General features: G+C 53.0%; 15 protein-coding genes. 13 read left to right on the top strand and 2 right to left on the bottom strand.

Annotated elements, in window-relative coordinates; genetic code table 11:
- Positions 1-47: 47 nt before the first annotated feature.
- Complete coding sequence (gene yfbR, locus HV037_RS08420; protein ID WP_003028083.1) at positions 48-647, bottom strand: 5'-deoxynucleotidase; 600 nt, start codon at positions 645-647, stop codon at positions 48-50.
- Between the two features lie 95 nt (positions 648-742).
- Positions 743-1,960 (bottom strand): alanine transaminase AlaA, encoded by a 1,218-nt coding sequence (gene alaA, locus HV037_RS08425; protein WP_005129483.1) that lies wholly within the window; start codon positions 1,958-1,960, stop codon positions 743-745.
- Between the two features lie 928 nt (positions 1,961-2,888).
- On the opposite strand from alaA, the gene lrhA reads away from it, so the two are divergent.
- The 13 genes from lrhA to nuoM all read left to right on the top strand — a co-directional run bounded on the left by lrhA (position 2,889) and on the right by nuoM (position 17,948).
- The gene (lrhA, locus tag HV037_RS08430) at positions 2,889-3,827 is read left to right on the top strand and encodes a transcriptional regulator LrhA (protein ID WP_016153838.1); all 939 of its coding nucleotides are present in this window, start codon (positions 2,889-2,891) and stop codon (positions 3,825-3,827) included.
- Between the two features lie 627 nt (positions 3,828-4,454).
- Complete coding sequence (nuoA, locus tag HV037_RS08435) at positions 4,455-4,898, top strand: NADH-quinone oxidoreductase subunit NuoA (RefSeq protein WP_103284045.1); 444 nt, start codon at positions 4,455-4,457, stop codon at positions 4,896-4,898.
- 15 nt (positions 4,899-4,913) lie between these two features.
- Entirely contained in the window at positions 4,914-5,576 is a 663-nt protein-coding gene (gene nuoB, locus HV037_RS08440) for an NADH-quinone oxidoreductase subunit NuoB (RefSeq protein WP_003028075.1), read from the top strand.
- 85 nt (positions 5,577-5,661) lie between these two features.
- On the top strand, positions 5,662-7,464 hold the full coding sequence (gene nuoC / locus HV037_RS08445) for an NADH-quinone oxidoreductase subunit C/D (RefSeq protein WP_016153837.1): 1,803 nt from the start codon (positions 5,662-5,664) through the stop codon (positions 7,462-7,464).
- A gap of 2 nt (positions 7,465-7,466) precedes the next feature.
- Complete coding sequence (gene nuoE / locus HV037_RS08450) at positions 7,467-7,967, top strand: NADH-quinone oxidoreductase subunit NuoE (RefSeq protein WP_103284044.1); 501 nt, start codon at positions 7,467-7,469, stop codon at positions 7,965-7,967.
- Complete coding sequence (gene nuoF, locus HV037_RS08455; RefSeq protein ID WP_016153836.1) at positions 7,964-9,301, top strand: NADH-quinone oxidoreductase subunit NuoF; 1,338 nt, start codon at positions 7,964-7,966, stop codon at positions 9,299-9,301. The genes nuoE and nuoF overlap by 4 nt, the downstream gene beginning before the upstream one ends.
- 80 nt (positions 9,302-9,381) lie before the next feature.
- Entirely contained in the window at positions 9,382-12,108 is a 2,727-nt protein-coding gene (gene nuoG, locus HV037_RS08460; RefSeq protein ID WP_103284465.1) for an NADH-quinone oxidoreductase subunit NuoG, read from the top strand.
- A complete protein-coding gene (nuoH, locus tag HV037_RS08465; protein WP_016153834.1) occupies positions 12,105-13,082 on the top strand; it encodes an NADH-quinone oxidoreductase subunit NuoH in 978 nt (325 codons plus the stop codon). Before nuoG ends, nuoH begins: the two co-directional genes overlap by 4 nt.
- A gap of 14 nt (positions 13,083-13,096) precedes the next feature.
- Positions 13,097-13,639, top strand: a complete 543-nt coding sequence (gene nuoI, locus HV037_RS08470) for an NADH-quinone oxidoreductase subunit NuoI (protein WP_005129470.1) — start codon at positions 13,097-13,099, stop codon at positions 13,637-13,639.
- An 11-nt stretch (positions 13,640-13,650) separates the two neighbouring features.
- Positions 13,651-14,205 (top strand): NADH-quinone oxidoreductase subunit J, encoded by a 555-nt coding sequence (nuoJ, locus tag HV037_RS08475; RefSeq protein ID WP_016153833.1) that lies wholly within the window; start codon positions 13,651-13,653, stop codon positions 14,203-14,205.
- Positions 14,202-14,504: an NADH-quinone oxidoreductase subunit NuoK gene (gene nuoK, locus HV037_RS08480; RefSeq protein WP_006683663.1), complete on the top strand. Its 303-nt coding sequence runs from the start codon at positions 14,202-14,204 to the stop codon at positions 14,502-14,504. Before nuoJ ends, nuoK begins: the two co-directional genes overlap by 4 nt.
- Entirely contained in the window at positions 14,501-16,342 is a 1,842-nt protein-coding gene (gene nuoL, locus HV037_RS08485) for an NADH-quinone oxidoreductase subunit L (RefSeq protein ID WP_016153832.1), read from the top strand. Before nuoK ends, nuoL begins: the two co-directional genes overlap by 4 nt.
- Before the next feature lie 76 nt (positions 16,343-16,418).
- Entirely contained in the window at positions 16,419-17,948 is a 1,530-nt protein-coding gene (gene nuoM / locus HV037_RS08490; RefSeq protein ID WP_016153831.1) for an NADH-quinone oxidoreductase subunit M, read from the top strand.
- Positions 17,949-17,954 lie beyond the last annotated feature (6 nt).

Here is a 17,954-nt window from a genome sequence, read left to right on the forward strand (position 1 = left end):
TTGGCGGATGGCGACGGGGATATCTTCGCCGCCACCGGGTCATGCTTTTATAGCGGAGAATCCTGGCTGATTTCATCTAATGAGAGGTGAAAACTCGGGACAAACACGTCCATAAAGTAGTCCATCTCTTCGCTGCGTCGCGACTCCAGCGTTTTTTCCAGACGCGTCTTGGCAAGCAGAAATTCGTTATTACCGGCAGAGAGTTCCTCCAGACACTTCAGATACGCGCACAGGGCATCGGCCTGTTTAACAATCGATCTCTCTTCTTCACTTAAGGCATGTTCATCAATGAGCGGCGCAAAAATATCGCGCAGTTCATCAGGTACCATATCGACCAGCTTTTGCTGAGCAATTTTCTCTATCGCTTTATATTCCTGCGCAATCTGCGAGTTGAAATATTTCACCGGGGTAGGGAGATCACCGGTCAGCACTTCTGACGCATCGTGATACATCGCCAACAGAGCAATACGCTCAGCATTAACCTGACCACCAAATTTACGGTTTTTGATCGCGGCCAGCGCATGGGCAACCATGGCAACCTGCAGACTGTGTTCAGACACGTTTTCGGTGCGCACGTTGCGCATCAGCGGCCAGCGATTAATGAGCTTCAGACGGGAGAGGTGGGCAAAAAAATGGCTCTGCTTCATAACGACCCTTATATGATGGCAACCTAAGAGTCATTTTGCGCAGAGAAGGCTGTCAGATGCAAATACTCGTCATCCATCCGACAGCCTTTGTTTAATTACAGCTGGTGATACCCTGACAGGAAACGCTCAAATTTACTCAGCGACATTTCAATATCGTCAATACGCGGCAGCGTGACGATGCGGAAATGATCCGGCCACGGCCAGTTGAACGCTGTTCCCTGAACCAGCAGTACTTTTTCCTGCAGCAGGAAGTCGAGCACCATCTTCTGGTCGTCATGAATGTTGAAGCGTTTAGCATCAATTTTCGGGAACATATACAGCGCGCCGCGCGGTTTTACGCAGGAGACACCAGGAATGTCATTGAGCAGTTCCCATGCGCGGTTGCGTTGTTCATACAGACGCCCACCAGGCATGATAAATTCGCTGATGCTCTGGTATCCGCCCAGCGCGGTCTGAATGGCATGTTGCGCCGGAACGTTGGCACACAGGCGCATAGAGGCCAGCATCTCAAGACCTTCAATATACCCTTTAGCATGTTTCTTCGGCCCGTTCAGCACCATCCAGCCCTGACGGAAACCGGCAACGCGATAGGTTTTTGACAGGCCATTGAAGGTGATGGTCAGCAGGTCCGGCGCCATTGCAGCGATGGAGTGGTGCTCAGCGTCGTCGTAGAGAATTTTGTCGTAAATCTCATCCGCAAAGATGATGAGGTTGTTCTGGCGAGCAATCTCAACAATCTCCATCAGCAGCTCTTTAGAGTATACAGCGCCGGTTGGGTTGTTTGGGTTGATGATGACGATCCCACGCGTACGCGGCGTGATTTTGGCGCGGATATCATCCAGGTCCGGGAACCAGTCTGATGATTCGTCACACAGGTAGTGCACGGCATTACCGCCGGAGAGCGATACCGCCGCCGTCCACAGCGGATAATCAGGAGCAGGAACCAGCATTTCGTCCCCACTGTTCAGCAATGCCTGCATAGCCTGCACAATTAATTCAGAAACGCCGTTGCCGATATAAATATCTTCCACGGTTACGTCGCGCATACCACGGGCCTGGTAATGCTGCATAATCGCTTTACGGGCGGAATAAAGGCCTTTGGAGTCGCAATATCCTTGCGCTGTTGGCAAATTGCGGATCACATCCACCAGTATTTCATCTGGCGCTTCAAACCCGAATGGCGCCGGGTTGCCGATGTTCAGTTTCAGAACCTTATTGCCTTCTTCTTCCAGGCGCTTTGCTTCCTTCAGAACCGGGCCGCGAATGTCATAACAGACGTTTTCTAATTTGCTGGATTTTTCAATGGGGGACATGAACGTTGACCTTTTTAGCTGTGAATGCCACTCCCTGCCATGGAAGTCAGCCCAGCACAATGTACTCCCACGGCGGTGAGTTTTGAAGGGTCTTTAGTAGAAGATTTTGAAAAGCTATGAAGTGATAATTAACTGTTAACAACTAAATAATGTAAATATTATGAGATAATAATCTATCTGGATGTGTTTTGTTGGTAGTATATTTTGTTTTATTGGTTTGGTTGTGGTGAATTGTTTGGTCAAAAAAAGTTAAGCCTGTAAAGCGAAATGTCACGGGTGTCTAAGCTGGATGAGGTAATTCGAAAATACTGAGGTTTTAACTGCGGGACCTGTTATCGGCCTGATCCGTACGTGATACGGTGTGAATTCATTGTTAAGCAGAATTAATGAATTGAAGAATTCTTAATTAATTATTATTTAATATTTAAACGACATTAAATTGAATGGGCCAATAATAGCAAAACCGCTGCTCTGACATAACACCTGGTAGCCTGGAATTATTCACGATAACACTTATAAATATAGTGGTTTTAGGTTAAGATAAGTCTCATGAAATGGTAAGTAGTCTGAATTTTAAGATAATTCAAATGTTTGTTGGTTGTTCCTAACACACTGAAAAGTTAGTTTTTAATGTGTAAATTATTGTTCGTTAACTTTTTTTTAAATTTACAAAATTTACATGTTTTCCCTAAGTCAGAATCATCCAGCAGCTAAAAATTCGGCTCTTTCTCGTTGCTATATTCCGATGAATGTCACGGGAATTAAAATAGCCAGGAAAGAGAATTGTTTCGTTTGTTAAACCAAATACATCCTTATTTTCACTTGGTTACACTAAGCGAAACTGCGAGGGAGGCACATTACAAATGGAGTTGTTTGATTCCAAATGCACAGCATTAACCCGGTATGACCCGCGAGTAAGTGAAAAACTATGATAAATGCAAATCGTCCGATAATTAACCTCGACCTCGATCTGCTGAGAACCTTCGTTGCTGTTGCCGACCTGAATACCTTTGCGGCTGCGGCAGCTGCGGTATGTCGAACTCAGTCTGCGGTGAGTCAGCAAATGCAGCGTCTTGAGCAACTCGTGGGGAAAGAGTTGTTCGCGCGCCATGGACGCAACAAACTACTGACCGAACATGGTATACAACTGTTGGGTTACGCCAGAAAAATACTGCGCTTTAATGATGAGGCATGCTCATCATTAATGTTTAATAATCTTCAGGGAGTGTTAACTATCGGTGCTTCTGATGAATCAGCCGATACCATACTGCCTTTCCTGCTCAACCGAATAAGTTCGGTTTATCCGAAGCTTGCGCTGGATGTGAGGGTCAAGCGTAACGCCTACATGGTGGATATGCTGAAGTCGCAAGAAGTGGACTTGGTTGTGACTACCAACCGTCCTGGCGATTTTGAATGTCTGAATCTGCGTACCTCGCCAACGCATTGGTACTGTGCTGCCGAATATATTCTGCAAAAAGGTGAGCCGGTACCGTTGGTTCTGCTGGACGATCCGAGCCCGTTTCGCGATATCGTGCTGGCGACATTAAATGCTGCTCAGATCCCGTGGCGCCTGGCTTATGTTGCTTCAACCTTACCTGCGGTTCGCGCGGCGGTAAAAGCAGGGCTCGGCGTCACTGCGCGGCCTGTTGAAATGATGAGTCCAGATTTACGCGTACTGGGCGCCGCCGACGGATTACCGCCATTGCCTGATACTGAGTATCTGTTGTGCTGCGATCCGTCCACGCAAAATGAGTTGGCAGAAGTTATCTTTAAGTCGATGCAAACGTATCAAAATCCTTGGCAATACAATCAGTTTACCCCTGAAGGGGGAGATGACTCGCTGATTGTTGAAGGCGACTTTGAGTAATCCGTCACATAAAATCGTTTTAAAATGTTAGTGTAAAAAAGAGCCTCTGGTGATGAAAAAACATCCAGCGGCTCTTTTTTTAGGTAAATATTGCCGCTTTATGTCATTTGCTATACTAAAACTTAACAAAATCAGAAGGTAAAAAAACGGCCTGACACCTGGCTGAAAAATAAGCAGCAGCGTTACTAATTGTTTCCATGTTAAAAAACTAGAGAAATTGTTGCTGTTTTTTATGGTGAATTAACAAAAGCGTGTCACAGATCAAGAAAATACTCCCATTTAGGGGGAGGCATCTGGGTGAATTCCTGTCAAAATAGGTGAGTATTATCTTTTTTACTTCACTACGGACACGATTCAACAACATTAAAAATGACCGATGATGCGATCGAAATTGGTCTAAATAGCACTTTATGTTAATGAAGTTGGAGCGGTGTAAAATAATGTGAGGAAACTTTTGTTAAAGTTGACAAAAGGTTATAGAAAGGAGTAAAAAACCCCATCAATTAGCTGTATAAAATGGTTTTTCACAGTGATTGTAAGGTTTTTTTTATTCCTCCCCATGAATCGATGTGGCGTTCATCTGCCGAAAAGAGCAGAGAATTTGGCGCTACTTTTGATGAGTAAGCAATGAGTATGTCAACATCCACTGAAATCATCGCTCATCACTGGGCATTCGCTATCTTTCTTATTGTTGCCATTGGCCTGTGCTGCCTGATGCTCGTCGGCGGCTGGTTTTTAGGTGGTCGCGCGCGCGCGAGATCTAAAAACGTGCCGTTTGAATCAGGTATCGACTCGGTCGGCACAGCCCGCTTGCGCCTGTCTGCCAAGTTTTATCTGGTAGCCATGTTCTTCGTTATCTTCGACGTTGAAGCGCTGTATCTGTTCGCATGGTCAACTTCTATCCGTGAAAGCGGCTGGATTGGCTTTGTGGAAGCTGCAATTTTTATTTTTGTGTTACTGGCAGGTCTGGTTTATCTGGCGCGTATTGGCGCGCTGGACTGGACGCCCGCGCGTTCACGCCGCGAGCGTATGAACCCGGAAACGAACAGTATCGCTAATCGTCAACGCTAACCGCGAGGCATTAAGATGGATTATACGCTCACCCGCATAGATCCTAACGGTGAGAACGACCGTTACCCCCTGCAAAAACAGGAGATCGTAACCGACCCCCTGGAGCAAGAAGTTAACAAAAACGTGTTCATGGGCAAGCTGCATGACATGGTTAACTGGGGCCGTAAAAACTCAATTTGGCCCTATAACTTTGGCCTTTCCTGCTGCTACGTTGAGATGGTGACCTCGTTTACCGCCGTGCACGATGTGGCCCGTTTTGGTGCGGAAGTACTGCGTGCATCGCCGCGTCAGGCTGACCTGATGGTCGTAGCCGGAACCTGCTTTACCAAAATGGCGCCGGTTATTCAGCGTCTCTACGATCAGATGCTGGAACCGAAATGGGTTATTTCCATGGGCGCATGCGCCAACTCCGGCGGTATGTACGACATCTATTCTGTGGTGCAGGGCGTTGATAAATTTATTCCGGTCGATGTGTACATCCCGGGATGCCCGCCGCGTCCGGAAGCGTATATGCAGGCTCTGATGCTGCTGCAAGATTCCATTGGCAAAGAACGCCGTCCGCTCTCCTGGGTGGTTGGCGATCAGGGCGTTTATCGCGCCAATATGCAGTCAGAACGCGAGCGTAAACGCGGCGAACGTATTGCTGTAACGAATCTTCGTACACCAGACGAGATTTAATTTGCGCCTGTCGGCAGCAGCACTTCCTTCGCTTATCACTACATAAATAGCGCGAAGCACTGCCGACCACCACGGACCATTTGCAATGGTGAACAATATGACCGACTTAACCGCGCAAGACGCTGTATGGCAAACACGGGATCACCTTGATGACCCGGTCATTGGCGAACTGCGCAACCGTTTTGGGCCGGATGCCTTTACCGTTCAGGCGACTCGCACCGGGGTACCTGTTGTTTGGGTCAAGCGTGAACAATTACTGGAAGTTGGCGATTTCTTAAAGAGACTGCCGAAACCTTACGTCATGCTGTTTGACTTACACGGCATGGACGAACGTCTGCGTACGCACCGCGAAGGGTTACCTGCCGCGGATTTTTCCGTTTTCTATCACCTGATCTCCATTGAACGCAATCGCGATATCATGCTCAAGGTGGCATTGTCTGAAAACGACCTGCGCGTACCGACGTTCACCAAACTGTTCCCGAACGCCAACTGGTATGAGCGTGAAACCTGGGAAATGTTTGGCATCGACATCGAAGGTCACCCGCACCTGACGCGTCTGCTGATGCCGCATACCTGGGAAGGTCATCCGCTGCGTAAAGACTACCCGGCGCGTGCGACCGAATTCGATCCGTTTGAGCTGACCAAAGCCAAACAGGATCTGGAAATGGAATCACTGACCTTCAAACCAGAAGAATGGGGCATGAAGCGTAGTTCCGAAAACGAGGACTTCATGTTCCTCAACCTCGGTCCTAACCACCCGTCTTCTCACGGTGCGTTCCGTATTGTGCTGCAGCTTGATGGCGAAGAAATCGTCGACTGCGTGCCTGACATCGGCTACCACCACCGTGGCGCTGAAAAGATGGGTGAACGTCAGTCCTGGCACAGCTACATTCCGTACACCGACCGTATCGAGTACCTCGGCGGCTGCGTTAACGAAATGCCTTACGTACTGGCCGTTGAGAAACTGGCTGGCATCACCACGCCGGATCGCGTCAACGTGATTCGCGTTATGTTGTCTGAACTGTTCCGTATCAACAGCCACCTGCTGTACATCTCCACGTTCATCCAGGACGTCGGCGCGATGACCCCGGTCTTCTTCGCCTTTACCGACCGTCAGAAAATCTATGACGTAGTGGAAGCGATCACCGGTTTCCGTATGCACCCGGCCTGGTTCCGTATCGGCGGTGTGGCACACGATCTGCCGCGCGGATGGGACAAACTGCTGCGTGACTTCCTCGACTGGATGCCAAAGCGTCTGGATTCCTACGAGAAAGCCGCACTGCGTAACACCATCCTGAAAGGCCGTTCGCAAGGCGTTGCCGCTTACGGTAAGAAAGAAGCGCTGGACTGGGGTTGTACCGGTGCTGCGCTGCGTGCGACCGGTATTGATTTTGACGTGCGTAAAGCGCGTCCATACTCTGGCTACGAAAACTTTGACTTTGAAGTCCCGGTTGGCGGCGGCGTGTCCGACTGCTATACCCGCGTGATGCTGAAAGTTGAAGAGCTGCGCCAGAGTCTGCGCATCCTTGAGCAGTGCCTCAACAACATGCCGGAAGGCCCGTTTAAAGCGGATCACCCGCTGACTACGCCGCCGCCGAAAGAGCGCACGTTGCAACATATCGAAACCCTGATCACCCACTTCCTGCAGGTTTCGTGGGGACCGGTTATGCCGGCAAACGAGTCCTTCCAGATGGTGGAAGCGACCAAGGGTATTAACAGTTACTACCTGACCAGCGATGGCAGCACCATGAGTTACCGTACCCGTATCCGTACCCCGAGCTATGCGCACCTGCAGCAGATCCCGGTAGCGGTACGTGGCAGCCTGGTGTCCGACCTTATCGTCCACCTGGGTAGTATCGATTTTGTTATGTCAGATGTGGACCGCTAATTATGCACGAGAATCAACAACCACAAACCGAGGCTTTTGAGCTGAGTGCGGCTGAGCGTGAAGCGATTGAGCACGAGAAGCAGCACTACGAAGACCCGCGTGCGGCGTCCATTGAAGCGCTGAAAATCGTTCAGAAACAGCGTGGCTGGGTGCCGGATGGGGCGATCTATGCGATCGCTGATGTGCTGGGGATCCCGGCAAGCGACGTAGAAGGTGTTGCCACGTTCTATAGCCAGATCTTCCGCCAGCCGGTAGGTCGCCACGTGATCCGCTATTGCGACAGCGTGGTGTGCCATATCAACGGCTATCAGGGGATCCAGGCTGCGCTTGAGAAAAAACTCAACATCAAGCCGGGGCAGACGACCTTTGACGGTCGTTTTACGCTGCTCCCGACCTGTTGCCTGGGGAACTGCGATAAAGGGCCGAACATGATGATCGATGAGGATACTCATGCTCACCTGACCCCGGAAGGCATTCCCGAACTGCTGGAGCGGTATAAATGAAAGACATTATCCGTACTCCCGAAACGCATCCGCTGACCTGGCGTCTGCGTGATGACAAACAGCCGGTCTGGCTGGACGAATACCGTAGCAAGAACGGCTACGAAGGTGCACGTAAGGCCCTGACCGGGCTGTCACCGGACGAAATCGTTAATCAGGTAAAAGACGCTGGCCTGAAAGGGCGCGGCGGTGCGGGCTTTTCCACCGGTCTGAAGTGGAGCCTGATGCCGAAAGACGAATCCATGAACATCCGTTACCTGCTGTGTAACGCCGATGAAATGGAGCCGGGTACCTATAAAGACCGTCTGCTGATGGAACAACTGCCGCACCTGCTGGTGGAAGGCATGCTGATCTCCGCGTTTGCGCTGAAAGCGTACCGTGGTTACATCTTCCTGCGTGGTGAATATATCGAAGCGGCTGTGCATCTGCGTCGCGCTATTGCCGAAGCAACCGAAGCCGGCTTGCTTGGCAAAAACATCATGGGCACCGGTTTCGACTTCGAACTGTTTGTCCACACCGGGGCAGGGCGCTATATCTGCGGTGAAGAGACGGCGCTGATTAACTCCCTTGAAGGTCGTCGTGCTAACCCACGTTCCAAGCCGCCGTTCCCGGCAAGCTCTGGCGCTTGGGGTAAGCCGACCTGCGTTAACAACGTCGAAACCCTGTGTAACGTACCGGCTATCCTCGCGAACGGCGTGGAGTGGTACCAGAACATTTCGCAGAGCAAAGACGCGGGCACCAAGCTGATGGGCTTCTCCGGTCGCGTGAAGAACCCTGGCCTGTGGGAACTGCCTTTCGGTACTACCGCGCGCGAGATCCTCGAAGATTACGCGGGCGGCATGCGTGATGGCCTGAAATTCAAAGCCTGGCAGCCGGGCGGCGCGGGTACTGACTTCCTGACTGAAGCGCACCTCGATCTGCCGATGGAATTCGAAAGCATTGGTAAAGCCGGTAGCCGTTTGGGCACCGCGCTGGCAATGGCCGTCGATCACGAGATTGGCATGGTTCCTCTGGTGCGTAACCTGGAAGAGTTCTTTGCCCGCGAGTCCTGCGGCTGGTGTACGCCGTGCCGTGACGGTCTGCCGTGGAGTGTGAAAATTCTGCGCGCGCTGGAGCGTGGCGAAGGCCAGCCTGGGGATATCGAGACGCTTGAGCAACTGTGTCGTTTCCTCGGCCCGGGTAAAACCTTCTGTGCACACGCACCGGGTGCGGTGGAGCCGCTGCAGAGCGCCATTAAATATTTCCGCGAAGAATTCGAAGCTGGCATCAAGCAGTCCTTCAGCAATACCCATCAGATTGGTGGTATTCAGCCGAACCTGCTGAAAGAGCGCTGGTAATAGCAGGGTAACCCTGAATCGCGATCAGAAATTCGATTAACGCTCGGTTTTAGACCGAGCCAACTGGAAGCATGCTGACTATGGCTACGATTCATGTAGACGGCAAAGAATATGAGGTCAACGGAGCGGACAACCTGCTGGAAGCTTGTCTGTCTCTCGGCCTTGATATTCCGTACTTTTGCTGGCACCCGGCGCTGGGAAGCGTCGGTGCTTGCCGCCAGTGTGCGGTGAAGCAATATCAAAACGCGGAAGACACGCGTGGTCGCCTGGTGATGTCTTGTATGACACCGGCCACCGAAGGCACCTTTATTTCAATTGATGACGAAGAAGCGAAGCAGTTCCGCGAAAGCGTAGTGGAGTGGTTGATGACTAACCACCCGCACGACTGTCCGGTCTGTGAAGAGGGCGGTAACTGCCACCTTCAGGATATGACCGTCATGACCGGTCATAGCTTCCGTCGCTACCGCTTCACGAAGCGTACTCACCGCAACCAGGACCTGGGGCCGTTCATCTCTCACGAAATGAACCGCTGCATCGCCTGCTATCGCTGCGTACGTTACTACAAAGATTACGCCGATGGTGCGGATCTGGGCGTCTATGGCGCACATGACAACGTCTACTTTGGTCGTCCGGAAGACGGTACGCTCGAAAGCGAATTCTCCGGTAACCTGGTGGAAATTTGCCCGACCGGCGTCTTCACCGATAAAACGCACTCCGAGCGTTATAACCGTAAATGGGACATGCAGTTTGCGCCGAGCATCTGCCAGCAGTGTTCTATCGGTTGTAACATCAGCCCGGGCGAGCGCTACGGTGAACTGCGTCGTATCGAAAACCGCTACAACGGTACCGTTAACCACTACTTCCTCTGCGACCGTGGTCGTTTTGGCTATGGTTACGTGAACCTGAAAGACCGTCCGCGTCAGCCGGTACAGCGTCGTGGCGATGACCTGATCACGCTGAACGCCGAACAGGCGATGCAGGGCGCGGCAGATATTCTGCGTCAGTCGAAGAAAGTGATTGGTATCGGCTCCCCGCGTGCCAGCGTTGAAAGTAACTTCGCGCTGCGTGAACTGGTCGGTGCGGATAACTTCTATACCGGTATTGCCCAGGGCGAGCAGGAACGTCTGCAACTGGCTCTGAGCGTGTTGCGTGACGGCGGTATTCATACCCCGGCACTGCGCGAAATCGAGTCATACGATGCGGTTCTGGTCCTGGGCGAAGATGTCACCCAAACCGGCGCGCGCGTTGCGCTGGCAGTGCGTCAGGCGGTGAAAGGTAAAGCGCGTGAAATGGCGGCGGCGCAGAAAGTGGCCGACTGGCAGATTGCGGCAATCCTCAACATTGGCCAGCGCGCCAAGCATCCGCTGTTCGTTACCAACGTCGATAACACCCGTCTGGATGATATCGCGGCATGGACCTACCGTGCGCCGGTTGAAGATCAGGCGCGTTTAGGTTTCGCGATCGCCCATGCGCTGGATAACAACGCACCGGCGGTTGACGGTATCGACCGTGACCTGCAGAACAAAATTGACGTCATCGTTCAGGCTCTGGCCGGGGCGAAGAAACCACTGATTATTTCCGGTACCAACGCCGGTAGCGCCGACGTGATTCAGGCTGCTGCCAACGTGGCGAAGGCGCTGAAAGGCCGTGGCGCAGACGTCGGGATCACCATGATTGCTCGCTCTGTCAACAGTATGGGGCTGGGTATGATTGGCGGTGGTTCCCTCGACGACGCGCTGACCGAACTGGAAACAGGTCGTGCTGACGCCGTTGTGGTGTTGGAAAATGACCTGCATCGCCATGCTTCAGCAACGCGTGTGAACGCCGCGCTGGCGAAAGCGCCGCTGGTACTGGTCGTTGACCATCAGCGCACGGCTATTATGGAAAACGCCCATCTGGTGCTTTCCGCCGCTAGCTTCGCTGAAAGCGATGGTACGGTAATTAACAACGAAGGGCGCGCCCAGCGTTTCTTCCAGGTCTATGACCCATCCTACTACGACAGCAACACCGTAATGCTGGAAAGCTGGCGCTGGCTGCACTCGCTGCACAGTACCGTGCAGAGTCGTGAAGTGGACTGGACGCAGCTCGACCATGTTATCGACGCGGTCATTGAGAAGTTACCGCAGTTGGCGGGTATTAAAGATGCCGCGCCGGATGCAAGCTTCCGTATCCGTGGACAGAAACTGGCACGTGAACCGCACCGCTACAGTGGCCGTACCGCAATGCGCGCCAACATCAGCGTCCACGAACCGCGTCAGCCGCAGGACAAAGACACCATGTTCGCTTTCTCCATGGAAGGGAACAACCAGCCGTCTGCGCCGCGTTCACAAATTCCGTTTGCCTGGGCTCCGGGCTGGAACTCCCCACAGGCGTGGAACAAGTTCCAGGATGAAGTGGGCGGTAAACTGCGTCATGGCGATCCGGGCGTGCGTCTGATCGAAGCTTCTGAAGATGGTCTGGATTACTTCACAACCGTTCCGGCGAGCTTCCAGGCTCAGGATGGTCAGTGGCGTGTCGCGCCTTACTATCATCTGTTTGGTAGTGACGAAATGTCCCAGCGTGCGCCTGTCTTCCAGACCCGTATGCCGCAGCCGTACATCAAACTCAACCCGGCTGATGCCGCGAAGTTGGGTGTTAATGCCGGTACGCGCGTATCTTTTAGCTACGATGGCAACACGGTTACGCTGCCGGTTGAAATCGCTGAAGGATTAACGGCAGGGCAGGTTGGTTTGCCAATGGGTATGCCTGGCATCGCGCCGGTTCTGGCTGGTGCACGTCTTGAGGATCTGCAGGAGGCACAACAATGAGTTGGATTACACCCGATCTGATTGAGATCCTGCTGAGCGTTCTCAAAGCGGTCGTGATTCTGCTGGTGGTGGTCACCTGCGGGGCATTCATGAGCTTTGGCGAACGTCGTCTGCTCGGTCTGTTCCAGAACCGTTACGGACCGAACCGTGTTGGCTGGGGCGGTTCGCTCCAGCTGGTTGCGGACATGATCAAGATGTTCTTTAAAGAAGACTGGATCCCGAAATTCTCGGATCGCGTCATCTTTACCCTGGCACCGATGATCGCCTTCACCTCGCTGCTGCTGGCTTTCGCCATCGTGCCGGTGAGCCCGAATTGGGTGGTTGCTGACCTGAACATCGGGATCCTGTTCTTCCTGATGATGGCAGGCCTCGCGGTATACGCGGTGCTGTTCGCAGGGTGGTCCAGTAACAACAAATACTCGCTGCTCGGTGCGATGCGTGCGTCTGCGCAGACGCTGAGCTACGAAGTATTCCTCGGACTTTCCCTGATGGGCGTGGTGGCGCAGGCCGGTTCATTTAACATGACCGACATCGTCAACAACCAGGCTGATATCTGGAACGTTATTCCGCAGTTCTTTGGTTTTGTCACCTTTGCCATCGCGGGCGTGGCGGTGTGTCACCGTCACCCGTTTGACCAGCCAGAAGCCGAGCAGGAACTGGCCGACGGTTACCACATTGAATACTCCGGTATGAAATTCGGTCTGTTCTTCGTGGGTGAGTACATCGGCATCGTCACCATTTCTGCACTGATGGTTACCCTGTTCTTCGGTGGCTGGCATGGTCCGTTCTTACCGCCATTCGTCTGGTTCGCGCTGAAAACCGCGTTCTTCATGATGATGTTCATTTTGATTCGTGCGTCGTTACCGCGTCCTCGTTATGACCAGGTAATGTCCTTCGGCTGGAAAGTCTGTCTGCCGCTGACGCTCGTCAACTTGCTGGTAACGGCGGCTGTCATTCTCTGGCAGGCGCAATAAGGGACACAAAGACCATGACCTTAAAAGAATTGTTAGTAGGTTTCGGCACCCAGGTACGCAGTATCTGGATGATCGGCCTGCATGCGTTCGCGAAACGCGAAACGCAGATGTACCCGGAAGAGCCGGTCTATCTACCGCCCCGTTTTCGTGGTCGTATCGTTCTGACCCGTGACCCGGACGGCGAAGAGCGCTGCGTTGCCTGTAACCTGTGTGCGGTAGCGTGTCCGGTAGGCTGTATCTCTTTGCAAAAAGCAGAGACCAAAGACGGCCGCTGGTATCCGGAGTTTTTCCGCATTAACTTCTCACGCTGCATTTTCTGCGGCCTGTGCGAAGAAGCCTGTCCGACAACGGCTATTCAGCTGACTCCAGATTTCGAGCTGGGTGAGTACAAGCGCCAGGACCTGGTTTACGAGAAAGAGGATCTGCTGATCTCCGGTCCGGGTAAATACCCGGAATATAACTTCTACCGGATGGCAGGTATGGCAATCGACGGCAAAGATAAGGGCGAAGCAGAGAACGAAGCCAAGCCTATCGACGTCAAGAGCCTGTTACCGTAAGGAGAGGGGCAATGGAGTTCGCTTTTTATATCTGTGGCCTGATAGCCATTCTCGCAACCTTGCGGGTGATCACCCACACCAATCCGGTACACGCACTGCTGTACCTGATTATTTCGCTGCTGGCGATTTCCGGGGTGTTCTTCTCGTTAGGTGCTTACTTCGCGGGGGCGCTGGAAATAATCGTCTACGCGGGCGCCATCATGGTGTTGTTCGTGTTCGTGGTTATGATGCTCAACCTCGGTGGTTCTGAAATTGAACAGGAACGCCAGTGGCTGAAACCGCAGGTGTGGATTGGACCGGCGATTCTGTCGGCCATCATGCTGGCGGTTATTGTTTATGCCATTCTGGGTGTTAACGATCAGGGCATCGACGGGACGCCAATTAGCGCTAAAGCTGTCGGTATTTCCCTGTTCGGACCGTATGTACTGGCGGTCGAGCTGGCTTCGATGCTGCTGCTGGCAGGTCTGGTTGTAGCCTTCCACGTAGGGCGCGAAGAGCGTTCTGGTGAAGTGCTGAGCAATCGCACCGATGACCGCGCGAAAAGAAAAACGGAGGAGCACGCATGATCCCCTTACAACATGGACTGATCCTCGCGGCTGTCTTATTCGTACTGGGCTTAACCGGTCTGGTTATCCGCCGCAATCTGCTGTTTATGCTGATCGGGCTGGAAATCATGATTAACGCCTCCGCGCTGGCCTTCGTGGTCGCCGGAAGCTACTGGGGCCAGACCGATGGTCAGGTGATGTATATTCTCGCCATCAGCCTTGCGGCTGCGGAAGCGAGCATTGGACTTGCGCTGTTGCTGCAACTTCATCGCCGTCGCCAGAACCTGAACATCGATTCAGTAAGTGAGATGCGTGGATGAACATGCTTGCCTTAACCATTATTCTGCCATTTATTGGCTTTGTATTACTGGCGTTCTCTCGCGGTCGTTGGTCAGAAAATCTGTCCGCGACCGTGGGCGTCGGGTCGATTGGCCTGGCGGCGCTGGTGACCGCGTTTGTTGGCGTTGACTTCTTTGCTAATGGTCAACAGGCCTACAGCCAGCCGCTGTGGACGTGGATGTCTGTCGGTGACTTCAATATCGGTTTTAACCTGGTGCTGGACGGCCTGTCGCTGACCATGCTCAGTGTGGTGACCGGTGTGGGTTTCCTGATCCACATGTTCGCCTCCTGGTATATGCGCGGTGAAGAGGGATACTCCCGTTTCTTCGCCTACACCAACCTGTTTATCGCCAGCATGGTGGTTCTGGTACTGGCGGATAACCTGCTGCTGATGTACCTCGGCTGGGAAGGCGTGGGCCTGTGCTCCTATCTGCTGATCGGTTTCTATTACACCGATCCGAAGAATGGCGCTGCGGCAATGAAAGCCTTCGTCGTGACCCGTGTGGGTGACGTGTTCCTCGCCTTCGCATTGTTTATCCTCTACAACGAGCTGGGCACGCTGAACTTCCGCGAAATGGTGGAACTGGCACCTGCTCACTTTGCAGATGGTAACAACATGCTGATGTGGGCAACCCTGATGCTGCTGGGCGGTGCGGTGGGTAAATCCGCGCAGCTGCCGTTGCAGACATGGCTTGCTGACGCGATGGCAGGTCCGACGCCTGTCTCCGCGCTGATCCACGCCGCGACGATGGTTACCGCCGGTGTCTACCTGATTGCACGTACTCACGGCTTGTTCCTGATGACGCCGGAAATCCTGCATCTGGTGGGGATTATCGGGGCTATCACTCTGGTACTGGCTGGTTTCGCCGCGCTGGTACAGACCGACATTAAACGCGTTCTCGCGTACTCCACCATGAGCCAGATTGGTTATATGTTCCTGGCTCTCGGGGTTCAGGCGTGGGACGCGGCGATTTTCCACCTGATGACGCACGCCTTCTTTAAAGCGCTGCTGTTCCTGGCATCTGGCTCGGTTATCCTGGCCTGTCACCACGAACAGAACATCTTCAAGATGGGCGGTCTGCGTAAGTCTATTCCGCTGGTGTATCTCTGCTTCCTGATCGGTGGCGCGGCGCTGTCGGCTCTGCCGCTGATTACCGCAGGCTTCTTCAGTAAGGATGAGATTCTGGCCGGTGCGATGGCGAACGGTCATATTAATCTGATGGTTGCAGGTCTGGTCGGTGCGTTCATGACCTCTCTGTACACCTTCCGTATGATTTTCATCGTGTTCCACGGTAAAGAGCAAATTCACGCTCACGCAGGGAAGGGGATTACACATCATCTGCCGCTGATTGTGCTGATGATCCTGTCCACCTTCGTTGGCGCACTGATTGTGCCACCGCTGCAGGGGGTACTGCCTGCGACGACCGAGCTTGAGCATGGTCGCGTGATGACCCTGGAAATTACCTCCGGTATCGTCGCGATTGCAGGCATTCTGATCGCTGCATGGCTGTGGCTGGGTAAACGTACTCTGGTGACGTCGATTGCCAACAGTGCGCCAGGCCGTCTGCTGGGTACCTGGTGGTATAACGCCTGGGGCTTCGACTGGCTGTACGACAAAGTGTTCGTCAAGCCGTTCCTGGGCGTTGCATGGCTGCTGAAACGCGATCCGCTGAACGCAATGATGAACATTCCGGCGATCCTTTCCCGCTTTGCAGGTAAAGGCCTGTTGTTAAGCGAGAACGGCTATCTGCGTTGGTATGTAGCATCAATGAGCATCGGTGCCGTCGTTGTGCTGGCTCTGTTGATGGTACTGCGTTGATCGTAAAGTGAATTTTATCCAAATTCGTTGAAAATCAGGCCTCTATTAGGGGCCTTAAAAAGGAATAAAAATCGCCATGTTACTACCCTGGCTAATATTGATTCCCTTTATCGGTGGCTTCCTGTGCTGGCAGACCGAACGCTTTGGCGTGAAGGTGCCGCGTTGGATCGCGCTGATTACCATGGGACTGACGCTGGCGCTTGGCCTGCAACTTTGGTTGCAGGGCGGCTATTCACTGACGCAATCCACTGGCATTCCGCAGTGGCAGTCTGAGTTTGTCCTGCCGTGGATCCCACGCTTTGGCATCTCGATTCATCTTGCTATCGACGGTCTGTCGCTGCTGATGGTGGTGCTGACCGGCCTGCTCGGTGTTCTGGCGGTACTTTGCTCCTGGAATGAAATCGAAAAATACCAGGGCTTTTTCCACCTGAACCTGATGTGGATCTTAGGCGGCGTAATCGGCGTGTTCCTTGCCATCGACATGTTCCTGTTCTTCTTCTTCTGGGAAATGATGCTGGTGCCGATGTACTTCCTGATCGCGCTATGGGGGCATAAAGCCTCTGACGGTAAAACGCGTATCACGGCAGCAACCAAGTTCTTCATTTATACCCAGGCGAGTGGTCTGGTGATGTTGATTGCCATCCTGGCGCTGGTGTTTGTGCACTACAAAGCGACCGGCGTGTGGACTTTCAACTATGAAGAATTGCTGAATACTCCGATGTCCCACGGCGTGGAATACCTGCTGATGCTGGGCTTCTTCATCGCTTTCGCGGTGAAAATGCCGGTGGTTCCGCTGCACGGCTGGTTGCCGGATGCTCACTCCCAGGCACCGACCGCAGGTTCCGTTGACCTGGCAGGTATCTTGCTGAAAACCGCAGCCTACGGTCTGCTGCGCTTCTCCCTGCCGCTGTTCCCGAATGCGTCAGCGGAGTTTGCACCTATCGCAATGTGGCTTGGCGTCATCGGCATCTTCTACGGCGCGTGGATGGCCTTTAATCAGTACGACATCAAACGTCTGATTGCCTACACCTCCGTATCCCACATGGGCTTCGTTCTGATTGCTATCTACACCGGCAGCCAGCTGGCATACCAGGGTGCGGTGATTCAGATGATCGCGCACGGCCTGTCCGCAGCCGGTCTGTTCATCCTGTGTGGTCAGCTGTACGAACGTCTGCACACGCGTGATATGCGTATGATGGGCGGCCTGTGGGGCAAAATGAAATGGTTGCCTGCGCTGTCAATGTTCTTTGCAGTGTGTACGCTGGGTATGCCGGGTACAGGTAACTTCGTTGGCGAATTTATGATTCTGTTCGGCAGCTACCAGGTGGTTCCGGTTATTACCGTGATCTCGACATTTGGTCTGGTGTTTGCTTCTGTTTACTCGCTGGCGATGCTGCATCGCGCTTACTTTGGTAAGGCGAAGAGCCAGATTGCCAGTGTTGAACTGCCAGGGATGTCGCTGCGTGAGCTGTTTATCATCCTGTTGCTGGTCGTGCTTCTGGTACTGCTTGGCTTCTATCCGCAGCCGATTCTGGATACCTCGCATTCTGCGATGAGCAACATCCAGCAGTGGTTTGTTAATTCCGTTACTACTACAAGGCCGTAAATCGCC

This window comes from Citrobacter sp. RHBSTW-00017 (assembly GCF_013797615.1).
GTDB classification, from domain to species: Bacteria; Pseudomonadota; Gammaproteobacteria; order Enterobacterales; family Enterobacteriaceae; genus Citrobacter; species Citrobacter braakii.

What these genes read in the sequence shown, in the direction of transcription:
- nuoB (WP_003028075.1), top strand. Translation starts at nt 4,914, where the DNA reads ATGGATTATACGCTCACCCGCATAGATCCTAACGGTGAGAACGACCGT.
- nuoF (WP_016153836.1), top strand. Translation starts at nt 7,964, where the DNA reads ATGAAAGACATTATCCGTACTCCCGAAACGCATCCGCTGACCTGGCGT.
- nuoC (WP_016153837.1), top strand. Translation starts at nt 5,662, where the DNA reads ATGGTGAACAATATGACCGACTTAACCGCGCAAGACGCTGTATGGCAA.
- lrhA (WP_016153838.1), top strand. Translation starts at nt 2,889, where the DNA reads ATGATAAATGCAAATCGTCCGATAATTAACCTCGACCTCGATCTGCTG.
- nuoG (WP_103284465.1), top strand. Translation starts at nt 9,382, where the DNA reads ATGGCTACGATTCATGTAGACGGCAAAGAATATGAGGTCAACGGAGCG.
- nuoI (WP_005129470.1), top strand. Translation starts at nt 13,097, where the DNA reads ATGACCTTAAAAGAATTGTTAGTAGGTTTCGGCACCCAGGTACGCAGT.
- nuoM (WP_016153831.1), top strand. Translation starts at nt 16,419, where the DNA reads ATGTTACTACCCTGGCTAATATTGATTCCCTTTATCGGTGGCTTCCTG.
- alaA (WP_005129483.1), bottom strand. Translation starts at nt 1,960, where the DNA reads ATGTCCCCCATTGAAAAATCCAGCAAATTAGAAAACGTCTGTTATGAC.
- nuoE (WP_103284044.1), top strand. Translation starts at nt 7,467, where the DNA reads ATGCACGAGAATCAACAACCACAAACCGAGGCTTTTGAGCTGAGTGCG.
- yfbR (WP_003028083.1), bottom strand. Translation starts at nt 647, where the DNA reads ATGAAGCAGAGCCATTTTTTTGCCCACCTCTCCCGTCTGAAGCTCATT.
- nuoH (WP_016153834.1), top strand. Translation starts at nt 12,105, where the DNA reads ATGAGTTGGATTACACCCGATCTGATTGAGATCCTGCTGAGCGTTCTC.
- nuoL (WP_016153832.1), top strand. Translation starts at nt 14,501, where the DNA reads ATGAACATGCTTGCCTTAACCATTATTCTGCCATTTATTGGCTTTGTA.
- nuoK (WP_006683663.1), top strand. Translation starts at nt 14,202, where the DNA reads ATGATCCCCTTACAACATGGACTGATCCTCGCGGCTGTCTTATTCGTA.
- nuoJ (WP_016153833.1), top strand. Translation starts at nt 13,651, where the DNA reads ATGGAGTTCGCTTTTTATATCTGTGGCCTGATAGCCATTCTCGCAACC.
- nuoA (WP_103284045.1), top strand. Translation starts at nt 4,455, where the DNA reads ATGAGTATGTCAACATCCACTGAAATCATCGCTCATCACTGGGCATTC.